The 16020-nt window shown below is 66.5% G+C and carries 10 protein-coding genes; 2 read left to right on the top strand and 8 right to left on the bottom strand.

Going from position 1 to position 16020, the window contains the following annotated elements; genetic code table 11:
• The first annotated feature begins 90 nt into the window (after positions 1 to 90).
• The gene (locus CUJ90_RS08750) at positions 91 to 456 is read left to right on the top strand and encodes a hypothetical protein (RefSeq protein WP_073432579.1); all 366 of its coding nucleotides are present in this window, start codon (positions 91 to 93) and stop codon (positions 454 to 456) included.
• Between the two features lie 7 nt (positions 457 to 463).
• On the opposite strand, the gene CUJ90_RS08745 is transcribed toward CUJ90_RS08750, so the two are convergent.
• From CUJ90_RS08745 to nirB, 8 genes are all read right to left on the bottom strand, one after another.
• Entirely contained in the window at positions 464 to 3553 is a 3090-nt protein-coding gene (locus CUJ90_RS08745; protein WP_114162438.1) for an acetoacetate--CoA ligase, read from the bottom strand.
• Positions 3554 to 3789: 236 nt separating this feature from the next.
• Entirely contained in the window at positions 3790 to 4104 is a 315-nt protein-coding gene (locus tag CUJ90_RS08740) for an ArsR/SmtB family transcription factor (protein ID WP_073432588.1), read from the bottom strand.
• 103 nt (positions 4105 to 4207) lie between these two features.
• Complete coding sequence (locus CUJ90_RS08735) at positions 4208 to 4669, bottom strand: SRPBCC family protein (RefSeq protein ID WP_114162437.1); 462 nt, start codon at positions 4667 to 4669, stop codon at positions 4208 to 4210.
• A gap of 121 nt (positions 4670 to 4790) precedes the next feature.
• Complete coding sequence (locus tag CUJ90_RS08730; protein ID WP_083083733.1) at positions 4791 to 5465, bottom strand: type IV pili methyl-accepting chemotaxis transducer N-terminal domain-containing protein; 675 nt, start codon at positions 5463 to 5465, stop codon at positions 4791 to 4793.
• 97 nt (positions 5466 to 5562) lie between these two features.
• On the bottom strand, positions 5563 to 6930 hold the full coding sequence (locus CUJ90_RS08725) for an MFS transporter (RefSeq protein WP_073432583.1): 1368 nt from the start codon (positions 6928 to 6930) through the stop codon (positions 5563 to 5565).
• Between the two features lie 241 nt (positions 6931 to 7171).
• On the bottom strand, positions 7172 to 11398 hold the full coding sequence (locus tag CUJ90_RS08720) for a bifunctional nitrate reductase/sulfite reductase flavoprotein subunit alpha (RefSeq protein ID WP_114162436.1): 4227 nt from the start codon (positions 11396 to 11398) through the stop codon (positions 7172 to 7174).
• A gap of 55 nt (positions 11399 to 11453) precedes the next feature.
• The gene (gene nirD, locus CUJ90_RS08715; RefSeq protein ID WP_083083731.1) at positions 11454 to 11816 is read right to left on the bottom strand and encodes a nitrite reductase small subunit NirD; all 363 of its coding nucleotides are present in this window, start codon (positions 11814 to 11816) and stop codon (positions 11454 to 11456) included.
• Positions 11817 to 11861: 45 nt separating this feature from the next.
• Positions 11862 to 14402 carry a nitrite reductase large subunit NirB gene (gene nirB, locus CUJ90_RS08710; protein WP_114162435.1) on the bottom strand — a complete coding sequence of 847 codons (2541 nt, stop codon included), beginning with the start codon at positions 14400 to 14402 and terminating at the stop codon, positions 11862 to 11864.
• A gap of 741 nt (positions 14403 to 15143) precedes the next feature.
• On the opposite strand from nirB, the gene cobA reads away from it, so the two are divergent.
• On the top strand, positions 15144 to 15959 hold the full coding sequence (gene cobA / locus CUJ90_RS08705; RefSeq protein WP_244219999.1) for a uroporphyrinogen-III C-methyltransferase: 816 nt from the start codon (positions 15144 to 15146) through the stop codon (positions 15957 to 15959).
• The last annotated feature ends 61 nt before the right edge of the window (positions 15960 to 16020 follow it).

Genomic DNA, 16020 nt, shown 5'->3' with positions numbered 1-16020 from the left:
GCGTGAATTCTGCGTGATATTGTTGGATACAAGCGCAGGACGGCGCCCGCCGCCCTCACCGGAATGCAAATTACAGCAGCGAGCGTCGCCATGAGTGATGTACGCCATCATCTGAGTCCACGTGACCGTTTGGAGCTGTTGTGCTGGCTCACATGCGGGAGCCTCGGCGCCTACTACCTGAATGAAGACTGGCCCGACGCGGCGTTCCACGTGCAGGCCGCCCACAAGTGGCTCGACCGCCGCTCGCGGGAGGCGGACTGGCTGAGCATCGCGAGGCTGTCGGCGCTGGCGCTCGAAATCGCGCGGCGCCACGCAAGGTTCGTGGACGCGGAGTGGGCGCGCGACGCGGTCGAGGAAATTCTCGACACCGACGAACTCGATCCGCAAGCCCGGCTGGTCCGCCAGGTGTTGGCGGACTGCCAGAGCGCCCTCGCGGACAAGCGCATCGCCGATTGATCCCTCTTCACGCGCTCGCCAGCCGTTCATCCAGAACGGCCGCGGCTCGCTGCACGTTCGGCTCCACGATCATGTCGCCGTGTCCGCCCGACACCTCGGCGACCACCAGACCGCCGCGCGCGATGCTGCGCCATAACGGCATCGGGTCGCCCCGCTCCCGCTCCGCAATCGCCGCGCGCAGATAAAGAATCGGCCCGGCCTCATAGGGACGAGGGCGATACGTCCGCATCGCCGTGCCCATCGTTTCGCGGATGCGCCGCAACGTCGGCGGCAAGCTCGCGATGAAGGGGTCCGGGCGGCGCGCGCTGCGCCCGGTGCGGCGGCGTATCCGGTCGGTCGCGTGCACCAGCTTGCCGGCCAGATAACCGGGCAGCCGGGCGGCCGGCACCGCGCGCAGTTCGCGCAACTGCCCGCCGGCCATGCGCCAGTGGTGCCGCAAGCGCACGTGCAGCGGCAGAAAATGCTCGTGCACGTAGGTATCCAGCAAGCACAGCAGTTCGATCCGCTCGCCCGCGCGCGATAGCTGCTGCGCAATCTCGAACGCCACCAGTCCGCCGAATGAGAAACCCGCGATCGCGTAGGGTCCGCTCGGCTGCACGCGGCGCATCTGCTCGACGTAGCTCGCGGCCATGTCCTCGACGCGTCGGTGCATCGGCTGTTCCCCGTCCAGACCGTGCGCCTGCAAGCCATACACCGGACGCCGGCTGTGCAGCGCATTCACCAGCGTCAAACACTCCATCACCGAACCGCTCACGCTGTGCGCCAGAAAAATCGGCGTGCCCTCGCCGGCGCGCACTTGCAGCAGGATCGGCGACGACGCGGGTTGCCGCGCGCTTTCGTCGAGGGCGGCGGCGAGGCGCGCGATCGTCGGGGCGATCATCAGCGTCGCCAGCGGCATCGCGCGGCCCGTGGTCTGATGGATCTCCGCGAGCATTCGCGCGGCGAGCAACGAATGGCCGCCAAGCTCGAAGAAGTTGTCGTCGCGGCCGATCGGCGCGAACTCGAACAGCCGCTCCCAATGCGCCTGCACATGCTTTTCCAGCGATTCGAGCGTCTCGCCCGGCGGCGGAATCTCGCGCGTGGCGAGGTGCAACGCGGGATGATGGCGAATCGCGTCGAGGCAGGCCGGGTTGCGCAGCGCGGCCGCATTGCCGGCGGGCAAGCCGTTGACCGCATTGCGCACCGACGCCTCGGACAGCTTGCCGTTGTGCGTGACCGGCAACTCGGCCACGGCGAGGATGCGGTCCGGCACGTGCGCGGGCGACGCGCGCCGCGCGAGGTCGTGCCGCACCCGCGCGGCCAGGGCGCCGTTCAGCACGCAACCGTCGCGCAACACCAGCAACAACACCACGCGTGGTTCGCTCGCCACGGCGCTCGAACCGTCCGCCAGCGCGACGCGCGCATGCTGCTGCACGACCATCGACTCGTGAATCTCGGGAATGTCGTTGAGGATGCGATAAATCTCACCGGGACCGACGTTGATGCCGCGCACGTTCAGCAAGCCATCCGAGCGGCCGTGCAGGCGCACGGAGCCTTCGCGCGATACCTCGATCAGGTCGCCGTGCGTCCACACGCCGGGGTTGTCGGCGAAATAGGCCGCGTGAAAGCGCGCGCCGTCGGTGTCGCCGAAGAAACCGAGCGGACGGGACGGGAACGGGTTCGCGCAGACCAACTGGCCGACGCCGTCCGTGCGCTTGCCCTGCTCCCATGCCTGAACGTCGAGCCCGAGGCTCCGGCATTGCGCCTCGCCCGCGTACACGGGCAGCGTCGGATTGCCCAGCACGAAGCAGCCGAGAATGTCCGTGCCGCCCGAGATCGATTGCAGCGGCAGGGGCTTGACGTGATCGCGCACCCACGCGAATTGCGCGTCGTACAGCACCGCGCCCGTCGACAGCATCGCCCGCAACGCGCCCAGATCGAACTGCTTGCCGGGGACGAGCCCGGCCTCCTCGCTCATTTTCAGGTACGCCGGGCTCGTGCCGAACACGGTGGCGCGCTCGTCGGCGACGAGCCGCCACAGCGTGTCGACCGTGGAAATCGGACCGTCGTAAGTCACGATCTCCACGCCCGACGCGAGCGCCGACAACTGCCAGTTCCACATCATCCACGCGCAACTGGTGTGAAAGAAGAGCCGCTCGCCGGGCCGCAGATCGCTATGCAGGCGGTGTTCCTTCAGATGCTGCAGCAGCGTGCCGCCGGCGCCGTGCACGATGCATTTGGGCTTGCCGGTGGTACCCGACGAAAACATGATGAAAAGCGGCTCATTGAACGGGAACTGCCGCCACACGAAGCGCGCGGCGTCGCCGTTCGCGATCAGGTCGGCCATCGCATGCACGGTGGGCTTAACCCTGTCCGGCAAGCTGCCGCCGTCCAGCACGACGATATGTTGCAGCGACGGCAAGGCTGCGGCCAGCACGGCGACGTTCGCCTCCACCGGCACGCCGATGTCGAACGGCTGCGCAGCGGTGTGCGCGAACATGAAACGCGGTTCGAGCGGCTGGAAACGTTCGAGCATGGTCTCGGCGCTCATTTCCGGCGCGACGGTGGACAGCGTCGCGCCCAGCGCGGTGACGGCCAGCGCGGTCACGACCGCGTCGGCGTCGTTGCGCAGCACGCCGATCACCCGGTCGCCCTCGCCCAGGCCCAGCGCCGACAGCGCGTCGGCCAGCCGCGCCACGCGCTCGCGCAATTCGCCGCGACTCAGGTGCAGCGTGGGGCCGTTCGCGTGACAGACGGTGAGCGCGGGCATGTGCGCCGGCGCGACCGCCAGGTTCAGCAAGGCGTCCGCATAATTGACACGCACGTGTGGAAAGAAACGCGCGTGCTCGCATTCGTCGCCGATGCAGGCCGGCTCGGCGCTGCCCGACCAGTCGATATCTTCCGACCACCGCAGCAGGAATGACCAGAAGGTCCGATAGTCGCGCACCGAGAAATCGTGCAGCGCCTGATAGTCCGCGAAGCTGCGCCCGGTGTGGCGTTCGAGCGCGCGCGTGAATGCCGTCATCTGCGAGGTCGCGGCGCGATCGGGCTGGATCTCATGGAACGATAGGCGCGATGCGACGCCCGACGAGGCGCCGACCAGATCCATGCGATCCATCAGAAGCTCCCCCTTCAAGCGCGCGCCATCCTCGCCGGGACACGCCTCGCATGATTCGTTGCGTCGACGGAAAACCCCAATCGGACGAGTCCTGCCCGGCGCTGCCTGGGCAAGCTCTTGAGGAGCCTTCGTCTACTACTTCTGAAGGCTAATGACTGCACCCTGATAGCTCTGTTCGACATCGCACCAACGGCACGCAATGGCGTGGCGCGAGGCGCGGGGCGGCGAGGACGCCTCTACTCTTCCACTGCCGCCTTCAGGCTCAGCAACGCATGATCCCATTGCCGCGAGATCGCTTCGAGCGCGCGCCGCGCTTCGTCGAGATGAGCCGGCTCGAACGCCCACAGGCGTTCACGGCCGACCTTGACGTCGCGCACGAGGCCCGCGTTGGCGAGCACCTGCAAGTGCTGCGTGACGGACTGCCGGGTGATGTCGGTTCCGGCGGTGAGTTGCGCGATCGACATCGCGCTGCCCGCGCACAACACGGCGATCAGGCGCAGGCGCGTCTCGTCGCCGAGCGCCGCGAAAATGGGCGCGGCGCTTTTCAGCATGGCGGCCTTCAGGCTCGCCGTTTTCGACTTCACCGCCTTGGCGTTCGCCTTGGCATTCGCGTTCGCGTTCGTCTTCGTCATGGCCGCCCTGGCGGCGGCCGTCTTAACCCGCGGCGACATGCTTTTCGATATTGACTAGCTGTTGCTCCCAGCCGCCGCTATTCATACGAAACGCCTCGTCGCGGCGCGCGGCGGGAATCTGATCGAAGCCCGATTCGACGACGCGCAGCAAGGTGCCCGAGTCGACCTCGGTCAGTTCGAACACCACCAGCGTGGTGGGCTCGACCGAATAGTCGACCGACACGTCGACCGCGGCCGGATGCCAGCGCCACGACAGGTGATATTCCGGCTCGATCCGTTCCACCGTCACGTCCATGACGAGATGCTCGTAGCCCGGATAGGTGATATTGCCTTGCACGGACTGGCCGGCGACGAACTGCTTGCCGCTGAAATTCACGCCGAACCATGCGCCGAATTCCTCGGCGTTGGACAACGCGCCCCAGACGCGCGAGCGCGGCGCCTTCAGCAGAATCTGCTTTTCGATGCGATCGGTTGATGTGGTCATAGGCAGCCTCCTGCCTGCATACTAGGAGCGCGACGCGCAATATGCAAGTGCTTGCCTGCCTATTCCCTGTGCCGTTTCCGCAGGGAAACGCTGGAAGGAAACGCGAACGGAAGACCACCGCTCATGCGGCCGAGGTTTTCTTCACGAAGGCATTGACCACGGCTTCCAGTTCCTTCGTGATGCCGGTCATCACGCCGGCCACCACGGCGAACTCGCGGCCGGTCACATCGGACCGGCTCGCGACGATCTGGCCGTTGAACGAGACGATATGCGCTTCCTTCGCGATCGAGCTGATCCGTTCGATCAGGTCGCGCTGCTCTTTTTTCTGCGCCCGCGCAATGCGCCGGCTTTCCTGCTCGTAGACCGCGGTCACCGCGTGCAGATGCATCAGCAGCGGGTCCACCGATCCGATCAACGCTTTCAACGCGTCTTCGGCAGCGGGCGACGCGCGCCCGATCGCGTCGATCGCCGTCGAGGCCAGCGCGATGAAGTCGGTGATCTTTCTCGCGACGTGCTCGCCGCCGTGAAAGGCCTCGCGCAGCGCGGGAGAAAACAGTCCGGGCAAGCCGTCGCGGCCTTGCACCAGCACCGTGTGGGTGTCGGCAAAAGTGCGCAACGTATCGCGTGCAATCGCGAGCGCGCCGTCGAACTGCTGGAACGCCAGCATCGCCTTGAGCGCGATGCGTTGCGACAGCATTCGTTGACGCCCCGCCATGTTGATCAACGAGCCCAGGACCTCGCCGGAAACGTCCGTGTCGGACGGCGGCGCATGAAGCCGTTCTTTCGTGATGCTCATATCGGTTTTTTATTTTATCGATCGGCCCGTCGCGCCATCGGCATCCGCACCGCGCGAGCGTTCAACATGCACGCGCCGGCGCGGATGCCCGGTTGTATTACTCGGTGGCGTGCGCGTGAATCCCGCTGGTTTGCATCGACCACGCCATCCACGGACGGCGCAGCGCGACGATCGCGAGGAACGCGCAAGCGGCCAGCGCGCCGAACGTCGCAAAGCCCATCTGATAGCTGCCGGTGCTTTCCTTCGCGATGCCCATCACCACCGGCAGATAGAAGCCGCCGATGCCGCCCGCCGCGCCGACGATGCCCGACATCAGACCCGTGCGGCCCGCCCAACGATGCGGGACCAGTTGGAAGGTCGCGCCGTTGCCGAGACCGAATGCCACGTACAGGCACACCAGCAGCGTGATGCCGCCCGCCATCGAAGGCATCGCCGCGGCGAACACGAAGTCGCACAGCGAGATGATCGCGAGCAGCACGGTCAGCGCGCGCACGCCGGAGACGCGGTCGGCGATCAGGCCGCCGAGCGGACGCACGATCGCGCCGGTCGCGGCGAGCAGCGCCATGAACAGGCCCGCGTCGATCTTCGAGAGTTGATAGAGGTTGGTCAGCAGCAGCGACACATACGACGACATGCCGACGAAACCGCCGAACGTGATGCTGTACACCAGCATGATCGCCCACGTGTCGCGCTCGGTCAGCACCGCGCGATAGCGCTTGGGCAACACGGCGATGGCGAGCAGCGAGCCGATCACCGGCAACAGCAGCACACCGGTCTTGCCCGAGCCGAACAAGCCGGCTTCGACGAGCAGCACCAGCGCGATCAAACCGACCAGCGTGATCGCGAAGCTGCCGAACGCGCGCAGCACGCTGCCCGACTTCACGCCCGCATCGTTGGCCCAGAAGTACAGCGTGATGCCGGAGATCGCGAGCAGCGGCAACGCGCCGACGGTCGCCATTTGCCAGCCGTAGTGCGTGGCCAGTTGCGGGAACATGAAGCCGTCGAGCACCGCGCCGATGTTGCCGGCCGCGGCGAGACCCAGCACCAGGCCCTGCACCTTCGGCGGATAGTTGCTGCCGGCCATCGGCAACGCCACCGCGAAGCTCGCGCCGCCCACGCCGAGGAACACGCCGAGCACCAGCAGCAACGTGTACGACGGCACGAACGGCAACAGCGGCAACACGATGGTCGGCACCGCCGACAGCAGCACGCCCATCAACGCAATGCGCTTGCCGTGCGCCGATTGATACAGATTACCCAGCGTCACGCGCAGGATCGCCGCGGACAATACCGGCACGGCAACCAGCAAACCCTGTTGCGCGGGCGACATCGAAATGCTCTTGCTGATGAACGGCGCGAGCGGTCCATACAGAACCCACACGGTAAAGCCGGTGTCGAAATAGAGGAAACACGCTACCAGTGCGCGCCAATCTCCGCTCTTTAGGGAGCTCATCACGTTTTTCATCAGACATCCTCGTCAAACTGATTGTTCACTATCCGGCTCGTTGCGCTCATTGCACTGATTGGGTTTCGAGCGCCACGCACCGGAGCGATCACGATGTTGAAAACCCGCCTGAACATGCAACGTCCATGCCATCAGGGTCCCTCTTTTGATGCTGTATTGCGTGCTCTTTGAAATCGTTTTGAACTCGCTTCGGAAGCGTCTTCAAGCCGCTTAACCGCGAGTCCGCCGGCCCGATGAACCGTCAATAAACGTCGCGCATGTAGCGCTTTTCCTGCGCGAGACGATTCACGTAGTCGAGCGCCTTCTCGTCGCTCATGCCGCCGTGCCGCGCGACCACTTGCTTGAGCGCCGCGTCGACATCCTTGGCCATGCGGCTCGCGTCGCCGCATACGTAGAAGTGCGCGCCCTCCTCGAGCCACGCCCACAGTTGCGCGCCCTGCTCGCGCATGCGGTCCTGCACGTAGATCTTTTCCGCCTGATCGCGCGAGAACGCGACATCGAGCCGGGTGAGCACGCCGCTGTCGCGCAGCGCTTCGAGTTCGTCGCGATAGTAGAAGTCGCTCGCCGCATGTTGCTCGCCGAAGAACAGCCAGTTGCGCCCCTTGTCGCCGCGTGCACGGCGCTCGTGCAGAAAGCCGCGAAACGGTGCAACGCCGGTGCCGGGGCCGACCATGATCATCGGCGTGTCGGCGTGGTGCGGAGGACGAAAATGCGCGGACTTCTGCACGAACACCGGCACGTTCACGTCGCCCGCACGGTCGGCGAGAAAGGTCGACGACACGCCCTTGCGATGACGGCGGCCGTTGCTGTAGCGCACCGCGGAAACGGTGAGATGCACCTCGCCCGGATGGGCCTTCGGGCTCGACGCGATCGAGTACAGACGCGGCTGCAAACGCTTGAGCATGCCGGTCAATTCGGCGGCCGTGAGGCTCACGGGAAACTCGTGCAGCACGTCGGCGAGTTGCTGTCCCCATAGCCATTGCTTGAGGTCGGCCTTGCGCTCGGGCGTCAGCAGATCGCGCAGCGCGCCGTTGCTGGTGCGCGAGGCGATGAAGGCGAGCGCATCGGGATTCGGGCGCGCGATCTCATAGTGCTTGCCGAGCGCGTCGGCAAGACGCAGGTCGCCTGCGCCCGGCACGTGCACCGAAGCCTCCGCGCTCAGGCCGCTCAGCGCGATCAATTCGTCGACGAGTTCGGGACAATTGCTCGGCCATACGCCGAGCGCGTCGCCCGCTTCGTATTCGAGGCCGGAGCCCTCGGTGCTCAGCGAGAAGTAGCGCGTGTCCTTCGCGGTGCCCGGCTTGTTCAGGCGCAGATTCGTGACGAGCCGCGATGCGGCCGGGCGCGTCTTGGTCGGCACCGCGCCCGGCACCACCGCATTGATCATGCCGCCCGGCGGCACCGCATGCAGCGCGGCATCTTCTTCGTTGATGCGCACGATGATGCGTTCGAGCCACGCGTCGGCGCTCTCCTGATACTCGCTGTCGCAATCGACGCGCTCCATCAGACGCAGCGCGCCCTGTTCCGCGAGACGTTCGTCGAGGCGGCGGCCGTGGCCGCAGAATTGATCGTAGTTGCGGTCGCCGAGCGCGAGCACGGCGAAGCGCACGCCGTCGAGACGCGGCGCGTTCGCGGCGCTCAATTGCGTCCACAAGCTTTGCGCGTTGTCGGGCGGATCGCCGTCGCCGAACGTGCTCGTCATCAGCAGCACGTATTGCGCCTTGGCGAGCGACGCGACCGGATAGTCGGCCATGCGCGAGGTGCGAATCTCGAAGCGCGATTCCATCAAACGCGTGGCGTAGCGCTCCGTGAGCGATTCGGTGTTGCCGGTTTGCGAGGCCCACAGCAGCGTCACCTTCGGACGCGCGCGCACGATGCGCACGCCCGACGAATGCGCGGCGTCCGCGTGAGCCTCGGCGCGTGCGGCGGCCGGCTTCGCGACAGCCGTCGCGCCACGGCTATAGAGTCCCGCGAGCAAGCCGTCCACATAGAGGCGGCTCGTCGCGCCGAACGGCGCGCTGCCCGGCAGAACCGGCACCTGGTCGATGCCTTGCGCTTCCGCCGAACGCAGTCCGCTGACGAAGCCCGAGAGGTAGGCGCGCTCTGTTTCGGTGAACGACGGCGCGCTCACTTGCGGCAACTGCAGCAGGCTGGTGATGGCATTGATACGGGGCATATCCAGATCCTCGGCGCGGGCCGTCACGGCGTTCGCGGGCGCGGCACTCGCGGCGCTCATGTCACCGGCAACGCTCATCGCGACGGCGGACGTTTCGGCAAGCGCCTCGTCGTCGCTGGTCGACATCGGCTCGGCGCGATCGAGCGCCACTGGGCTCAGCGCGACCGCGCAGAACTTGAGTTCGGGCTGCTGCGAAACCGGGTCGATCGCGTCGCTCGTCACCGCGTTGATGCACAGGTCGTCGCCGAACACGTCGTTCCAGTGCATCGGCGCAAAGCAGTTGCCCGCGCTCACGCGTTCGCTGACGACCGCGGGCAACACCGCGCGGTCACGGCGCGAACGAATCTCGACCGGATCTTTCGGCTTGATGCCGAGCGCGGCCGCGTCTTCGGGATGAATCTCGACGAACGGGCCGGGGTTCAGCTTGTTGAGCATCGCGACCTTGCCGGTCTTGGTCATGGTGTGCCATTGATGCTGCAAGCGGCCCGTGTTCAACACGATCGGGAATTCGCGATCGGGCAATTCGGCGGGCGCCGCATGGGCGCGCGCGAAAAACCTGGCCTTGCCGCTCGCGGTCGGAAACACGAGCCGCGGACGGCTGCCGTCGGGCCATTGCTTCAACGGCTGGCTCACGCCGTCGTTGATATAGCGAAGCGGATTGCGCTCGGCCGCGTCGTCGGCGAGCGGCCATTGCAGCGGCGTTTCCTTCAGACGGCGATGGCTCGCGCCGCGCAGGTCGTAGCCGGTTGTCGGATTCGACGCGCGGGTGATTTCCGCGAACACTTCCTCGGCGCTCGCATAGGTGAACGCATCGGCGAAACCCATTTCGCACGCGACGCGCGCGATGATCTGCCAGTCCGGCAACGCGGCGCCCGGCGGCTCGATGCCCTTTTGCATCAGCGTGAGGTTGCGTTCGGAGTTGATCATCACGCCTTCCGCCTCGGCCCACAGCGCGCCGGGCAACAGCACGTCGGCATAGCGGTTGGTCTCGGTGTCGAGGAATGCGTCCTGCGCGATCACCAGTTCGGCGGCGCGCAAGCCGGCGATCGCGTTCTGCCGGTTCGCCACGCTCGCCACCGGATTCGTGCAGATGATCCAGCACGCCTTGATGTCGCCCGCGGCCATGCGCGTGAACATGTCGATCGTGCCGTTGCCGACTTCGGTCCTGAGCGTGCCGGGCGCGATGCCCCACAGGTTCTCGATAAACGCGCGGTCTTCTTCGACCAGCACCGAGCGCTGACCCGGCAAGCCCGGCCCCATGTAGCCCATTTCGCGGCCGCCCATCGCGTTCGGCTGGCCCGTCAGCGAAAACGGCCCGCTACCGCGGCGGCAGATCTTGCCGGTCGCGAAATGCAGGTTGCAGATCGCGTTGGTGTGCCACGTGCCATGCGTGCTTTGATTCAGACCCATGGTCCAGCAGCTCATCCACTCGCGCGAGGCGCCGATCATCTGCGCCGCGCGGCGAATGTCCTCGGCGGCGAGACCCGTGAGGTCCGCGACTTTCTCCGGCGTGTAGTCGGAGAGAAACGCGGGCATCGCGTCCCAGCCTTCGGTGTGTTCGGCGATGAAAGCCGCATCCGCGTGGCCGTTCTCGTGCAGCAGATGCAGCAGGCCGTTGAGCAACGCGAGATCGGTGCCCGGCTTGATCCGCAGGAACAGGTCGGCTTTCTCGGCGGTCGCATTGCGGCGCGGATCGACCACGATCAGCTTCGCGCCCGCCTTCACGCGATCCATCATGCGCAGGAACAGAATCGGGTGACAGTCGGCCATATTCGCGCCGATCACGAAGAACAGGTCGGCGTGGTCGATGTCCTCGTACGATCCCGGCGGACCGTCCGCGCCCAGCGAGAGCTTGTAGCCGCTGCCCGCGCTCGCCATGCAAAGGCGCGAATTCGACTCGATGTTGTTGGTGCGGATGAAGCCCTTGGCGAGCTTGTTGACGAGGTACTGCGCTTCGATCGACATCTGGCCGGACACGTAGAACGACAGCGCGTCCGGTCCATGCTCGTCGAGCAGGCCGCGCAAGCGCGCCGCCGTGGTGCTGATCGCCTGCGCCATCGGCAGCGGCGCGGGGTCCTGGTCGCGCGCATGACGCACGAACGCGTCTTCGAGACGCCCCGACTTGCGCAACGCGACGTGCGCCGACTGGCCCTTCGTGCACAGACGCCCGAAGTTGGCCGGATGCTCCTTGTCGCCGGAGATCTTCACGACCTGGCCGTCCTCGACGTGCAGCACCATGCCGCAGCCAACGCCGCAGTAAGGGCACACGGTTTTTACGCTAGTGGAGGACATGGCAAATGGCGTCGTTCGAAAGAAAGAGGAAACAGGAAACAGGAAATCGGCACGCTCAAACCGCGACCCACACCTGGCCGTCTTCCACCCGCGTCGCGAACGCGCTGACGGAATACTCCGGTGATTCGAGGCATTCGCCGGTGCGCAGATCGAAGTGATGCTTGTAGATCGGCGAGGCGACCACGATGCGTTCGCCGAGGCTGCCGATCAGGCCGCGCGAGAGCACCGCCGCCTGCGAGCCCGGATCGAAGTTTTCGATCGCGTACACGGCGGTGTCCTCCGCATCCTCCTCATGCCTGTTCACGTGAAATACCGCCACCTGTTCGCCGTTGACGAGCGCGCAGACGCCCGTGTTCGGAACGATGTCGTCGAGGGTGCAGATCGGTGTCCAGGCGCGCGGCAGGCGGTCGTTGTTCATCGCAGAACTCCTCAGTGAATGAGCAAAATGAGTGGGGATAAAAAATCAGACCGTCTCGACAACCACGGGAATCGACACCAGCTTCGCTTGCCGTTCGACCGGCGTCGCCGGACGGATCTGCCCGCGCTCCTCGACGAACGTCACGGTGTTGTCGGCCTGGTCGCTGTTGACGAAATGGCGGAAGCGCTTGCGCGTTTCAGGATCGGTCACCGCCTTCTTCCATTCGCATTCGTAGGTCTCGACCACGTGCCGCATGTCCGATTCCAGTTCCGCCGCCACGCCCAGGTGATCGTTGACCACCACGTCGATCAGATAATCGAGGCCGCCTTCGAGGCTCTCGCGCCACACGCTGGTGCGTTGCAGACGGTCGGCGGTGCGCACGTAGAACATCAGGAAGCGGTCGATGTAGCGCACCAGCGTTTCGCGATCGAGGTCCGACGCGAGCAGTTCCGCGTGGCGCGGCTTCATCCCGCCGTTGCCGCACACGTAAAGGTTCCAGCCCTTCTCGGTGGCGATCACGCCGACGTCCTTGCCCTGCGCTTCCGCGCACTCGCGGGTGCAGCCCGACACGCCGAACTTGATCTTGTGCGGCGTGCGCAGGCCCTTGTAGCGGTTCTCCAGTTCGACCGCGAGGCCCACCGAATCGCCGACGCCATAACGGCACCACGTCGAGCCCACGCACGACTTCACGGTGCGCAGCGCCTTGCCGTACGCATGGCCCGATTCGAAGCCGGCGGCGATCAGTTCTTCCCAGATGAACGGCAACTGCTCGACGCGCGCGCCGAACAGATCGACCCGCTGGCCGCCGGTGATCTTCGTGTAGAGGCCGTATTTCTTCGCCACCTGGCCGACCGCGATCAGGCCGTCCGGCGTCACCTCGCCGCCCGCCATGCGCGGCACGACCGAGTAGGTGCCGTCGCGCTGGATATTGGCGAGGTAGTAGTCGTTGGTGTCCTGCAGCGAGGCGTGCTCCTTCTTCAGCACGAACTCGTTCCAGCACGACGCGAGAATGCTCGCCACCGTCGGCTTGCAGATGTCGCAGCCGAGGCCGCGGCCGTGCTTCGCGAGCAGCTCGCCGAAGCTGCGCACGCCCTCGACGCGCACGATGTGATACAGCTCCTGGCGCGAGAACGGGAAGTGCTCGCAGACGTGGTTGTTGACCGCGAGACCCTGCTTCTTCATCTCGGCCTTCATCACCTGGGTGACGAGCGGCACGCAGCCGCCGCACGAGGTGCCGGCGCTGGTCGCGCCTTTGAGCGCGCCGATGTCGGTCGCGCCCGCGCAGACGGCCGCGCACAGATCGCCCTTCGAGACGTTGTTGCACGAGCAGATCTGCGCGGCCGCGGGCAGCGCGTCGACGCCGAGTCCCGGCTTCGCCTTGCCGTCGCTTTGCGGCAGGATCAGGAATTCGGGCGCTTCCGGCAGTTCGATGCGGTTCAGCATCATCTGCAGCAGCGTGCCGTATTCGCTCGCGTCGCCGACCATCACGCCGCCCAGCAGATACTTGCCGCATTCCGACACCACCAGCTTCTTGTAGACCTGCTTGCGCTCGTCGCTGAACTGGTAGGCGCGGCTGCCCGGCGTCGTGCCGTGCGCGTCGCCGATGCTCGCGACGTCCACGCCCATCAGCTTGAGCTTGGTGCTCATGTCGGCGCCGGCGAATTCGGCCGGCTCGCCGAGCAACTGTTTCGCCACCGTGCGCGCCATGTCGTACCCCGGCGCGACGAGGCCGAACAGTTGACCGTTCCACAGCGCGCATTCGCCGATCGCATAGATGTGCGGATCGCTCGTGCGGCAGGCGTTGTCGATCACGATGCCGCCGCGCGCGCCGAGCGTCAGGCCGCTGTCGCGCGCGAGGTCGTCGCGCGGCCGGATGCCGGCGGAGAACACGATCATGTCCGTGTCGAGGTGCGTGCCGTCGGCGAACTGCATGCGGTGCGTGCCGTTTTCGCCATCGACGATCGCCGTGGTGTTCTTCTGCGTGTGCACCGTCACGCCGAGTTCCTCGATCTTCGTGCGCAGCACGCGGCCGCCGCCTTCGTCGACCTGCACGGCCATCAGGCGCGGCGCGAATTCCACCACGTGCGTCTGCAGGCCCATGTCGCGCAACGCCTTCGCGCATTCGAGACCGAGCAGCCCGCCGCCGACCACCGTGCCGGTCCTCGAGCGCGCGCCGCATTCCTGCATCGCTTCCAGATCGTCGATGGTGCGGTAGACGAAGCAGTCGGCGCGCTCGCGGCCCGGCACGGGCGGCACGAACGGATAGGAACCGGTGGCGAACACCAGCCTGTCGTACGGCAGCGTCTCGCCGGTCGATACCGTCACCGCGCGCGCGGCGCGGTCGATCGAGACGGCCTTCGCGTTCAGCTTCAGCAGCACGTTCTGGCGTTCGAAGAAACCGGGCTCGACCAGCGACAGGTCGTCCGCGCTCTTGCCCGAGAAGAATTCGGACAGATGCACGCGGTCGTAGGCGGGACGCGGTTCCTCGCACAGCACCGTGATGTCGAGGCCGTGCGCCGCGTCCTGCGCGAGGCATTCGACCAGTTTGTGACCGACCATCCCGTGACCGATAACGATGATTTTCATGACCGCGCTTTCCTCAATGTGCTGGGCTGGGTTCGCCGCCGCGTGGCAGATGGCGAAAGTGATTCGGAAAATAAAAAAGCGTCCCGCGAACCCAGTCGATGACTGAATTCGGGGGACGCCGTTGTCCTGACCTGTACTGCGGCGAGCGCCTTGTTGTTGCGCTCGCGCCGGACCCTCGTTGATCCGATGGCAGGGCTTAATGCAAAGGCTGTGCCAATTGCGCGGAAAGGCCGCGCGAGCGCTGTGCGACGGGACTTGGCGGCGAATCGCACAGACGTGCGGCGCAGCGGTCTGACGATTGGTTTTGAGGCAGGCAAGCACACGCTTGGTGCGACGCAGCACCCGGCGCGTGCGGGAAGCGGGCATGCATGGGGGCCGCGGCGCGTGGGTGGACGGCGTGTTTTCCGGCCCTGCGGCCACGGCGCGGCAAGCGCTCGGCAAGCGCCCGGCAAGCGCTCGCCGAACGGCGCGGCAAGCCAGGCCGCGGGTGGCGTGGTATTTGCATGAGCGAATGCCGGGTCACCGGCAACGCAGCCGATGACGGAGCGAACGCGGCCCACGCGGTCGAAAGGCGAGACACAGCACAGTGCCTCGCCCCGCTCCACAGGAATACCGCAAGCAGCAGGAACACGGACAACGGCGTCCCCTCGTGACCAGTCACGGGCGGACGCCGTTTTTTATTCGACGCCGACGCGACGGCTGCCGTCGGCAAGGACAGACACACAGGCTAAGGACACCGCGATGAACACCCAACCCGGCAAGGTCACGTTATTGAGCGCCGGCCCAGGCGATCTCGACCTTCTCACCCTCAAGGCCGCGAAAGCGCTGGCGGCCGCCGACGTCGTGCTGCTCGACGACCTCGCCAATCCCGAGATCGTGACGCTCGCGCCGCAAGCGCGCGTGATTCGCGTCGGCAAGCGCGGCGGCTGCCGCTCCACGCCGCAAGCGTTCATCGAACGGCTGATGCAGCGTTATGCGCTCAAGGGCTTGCACGTGGTTCGCGTGAAAGGCGGCGAGGCGCTGCTGTTCGGACGCGCCGGCGAGGAACTCGCGGCGTTGCGCGGCGCGGGCATCACGGTGGAGATCGTCAACGGCATCTCGTCGGGCTTCGCTGCCGCGGCAGGCCTCGGCGTCTCGCTGACGCACCGGCGCCATTGCCACGGCGTGAGCTTCGTCACCGCCCACACCGAGGACCACGGCGAGCCGGACTGGGCCGCGCTCGCCGCGACCCGCACCACGCTGGCGATCTACATGGGGATGCGGCGCATCGAGAGCCTCGCCGGCGCGCTGCTCGCGAGCCTGCCGGCCGACACGCCGGCCGCCGTCGTGCAGTGGGCGGGCGGGGCCGACGAGCGGCGTCTGCTCACGCGCCTCGACCGGCTGGCCGCCGACGCCGCGAGCGCGGGCTTCGGCAGTCCGGCGGTGATTCTGGTGGGGGATGCGATCGGCGAGAGCGTCGAACCGAGGGCGCAGGACACCGACGCGTCGCGCGATGGCGTCACCGCCGCGGATGCGGGCGAGTCGCGTGGGCGGGAGGCGACCGCCAGGGCCGCCTGAAGCGGGACGAACCCCGCCAGGCGCACGAGCGGCACGAGCCACATGAGCCACATGAGCCACA

The sequence above is a fragment of the Paraburkholderia terricola genome (genome assembly GCF_003330825.1).
In the GTDB taxonomy this organism is placed as follows: domain Bacteria; phylum Pseudomonadota; class Gammaproteobacteria; order Burkholderiales; family Burkholderiaceae; genus Paraburkholderia; species Paraburkholderia terricola.
The sequence above is the reverse complement of the archived record's forward strand: the minus strand, read 5'-3'. Positions and strand labels throughout refer to the sequence as shown.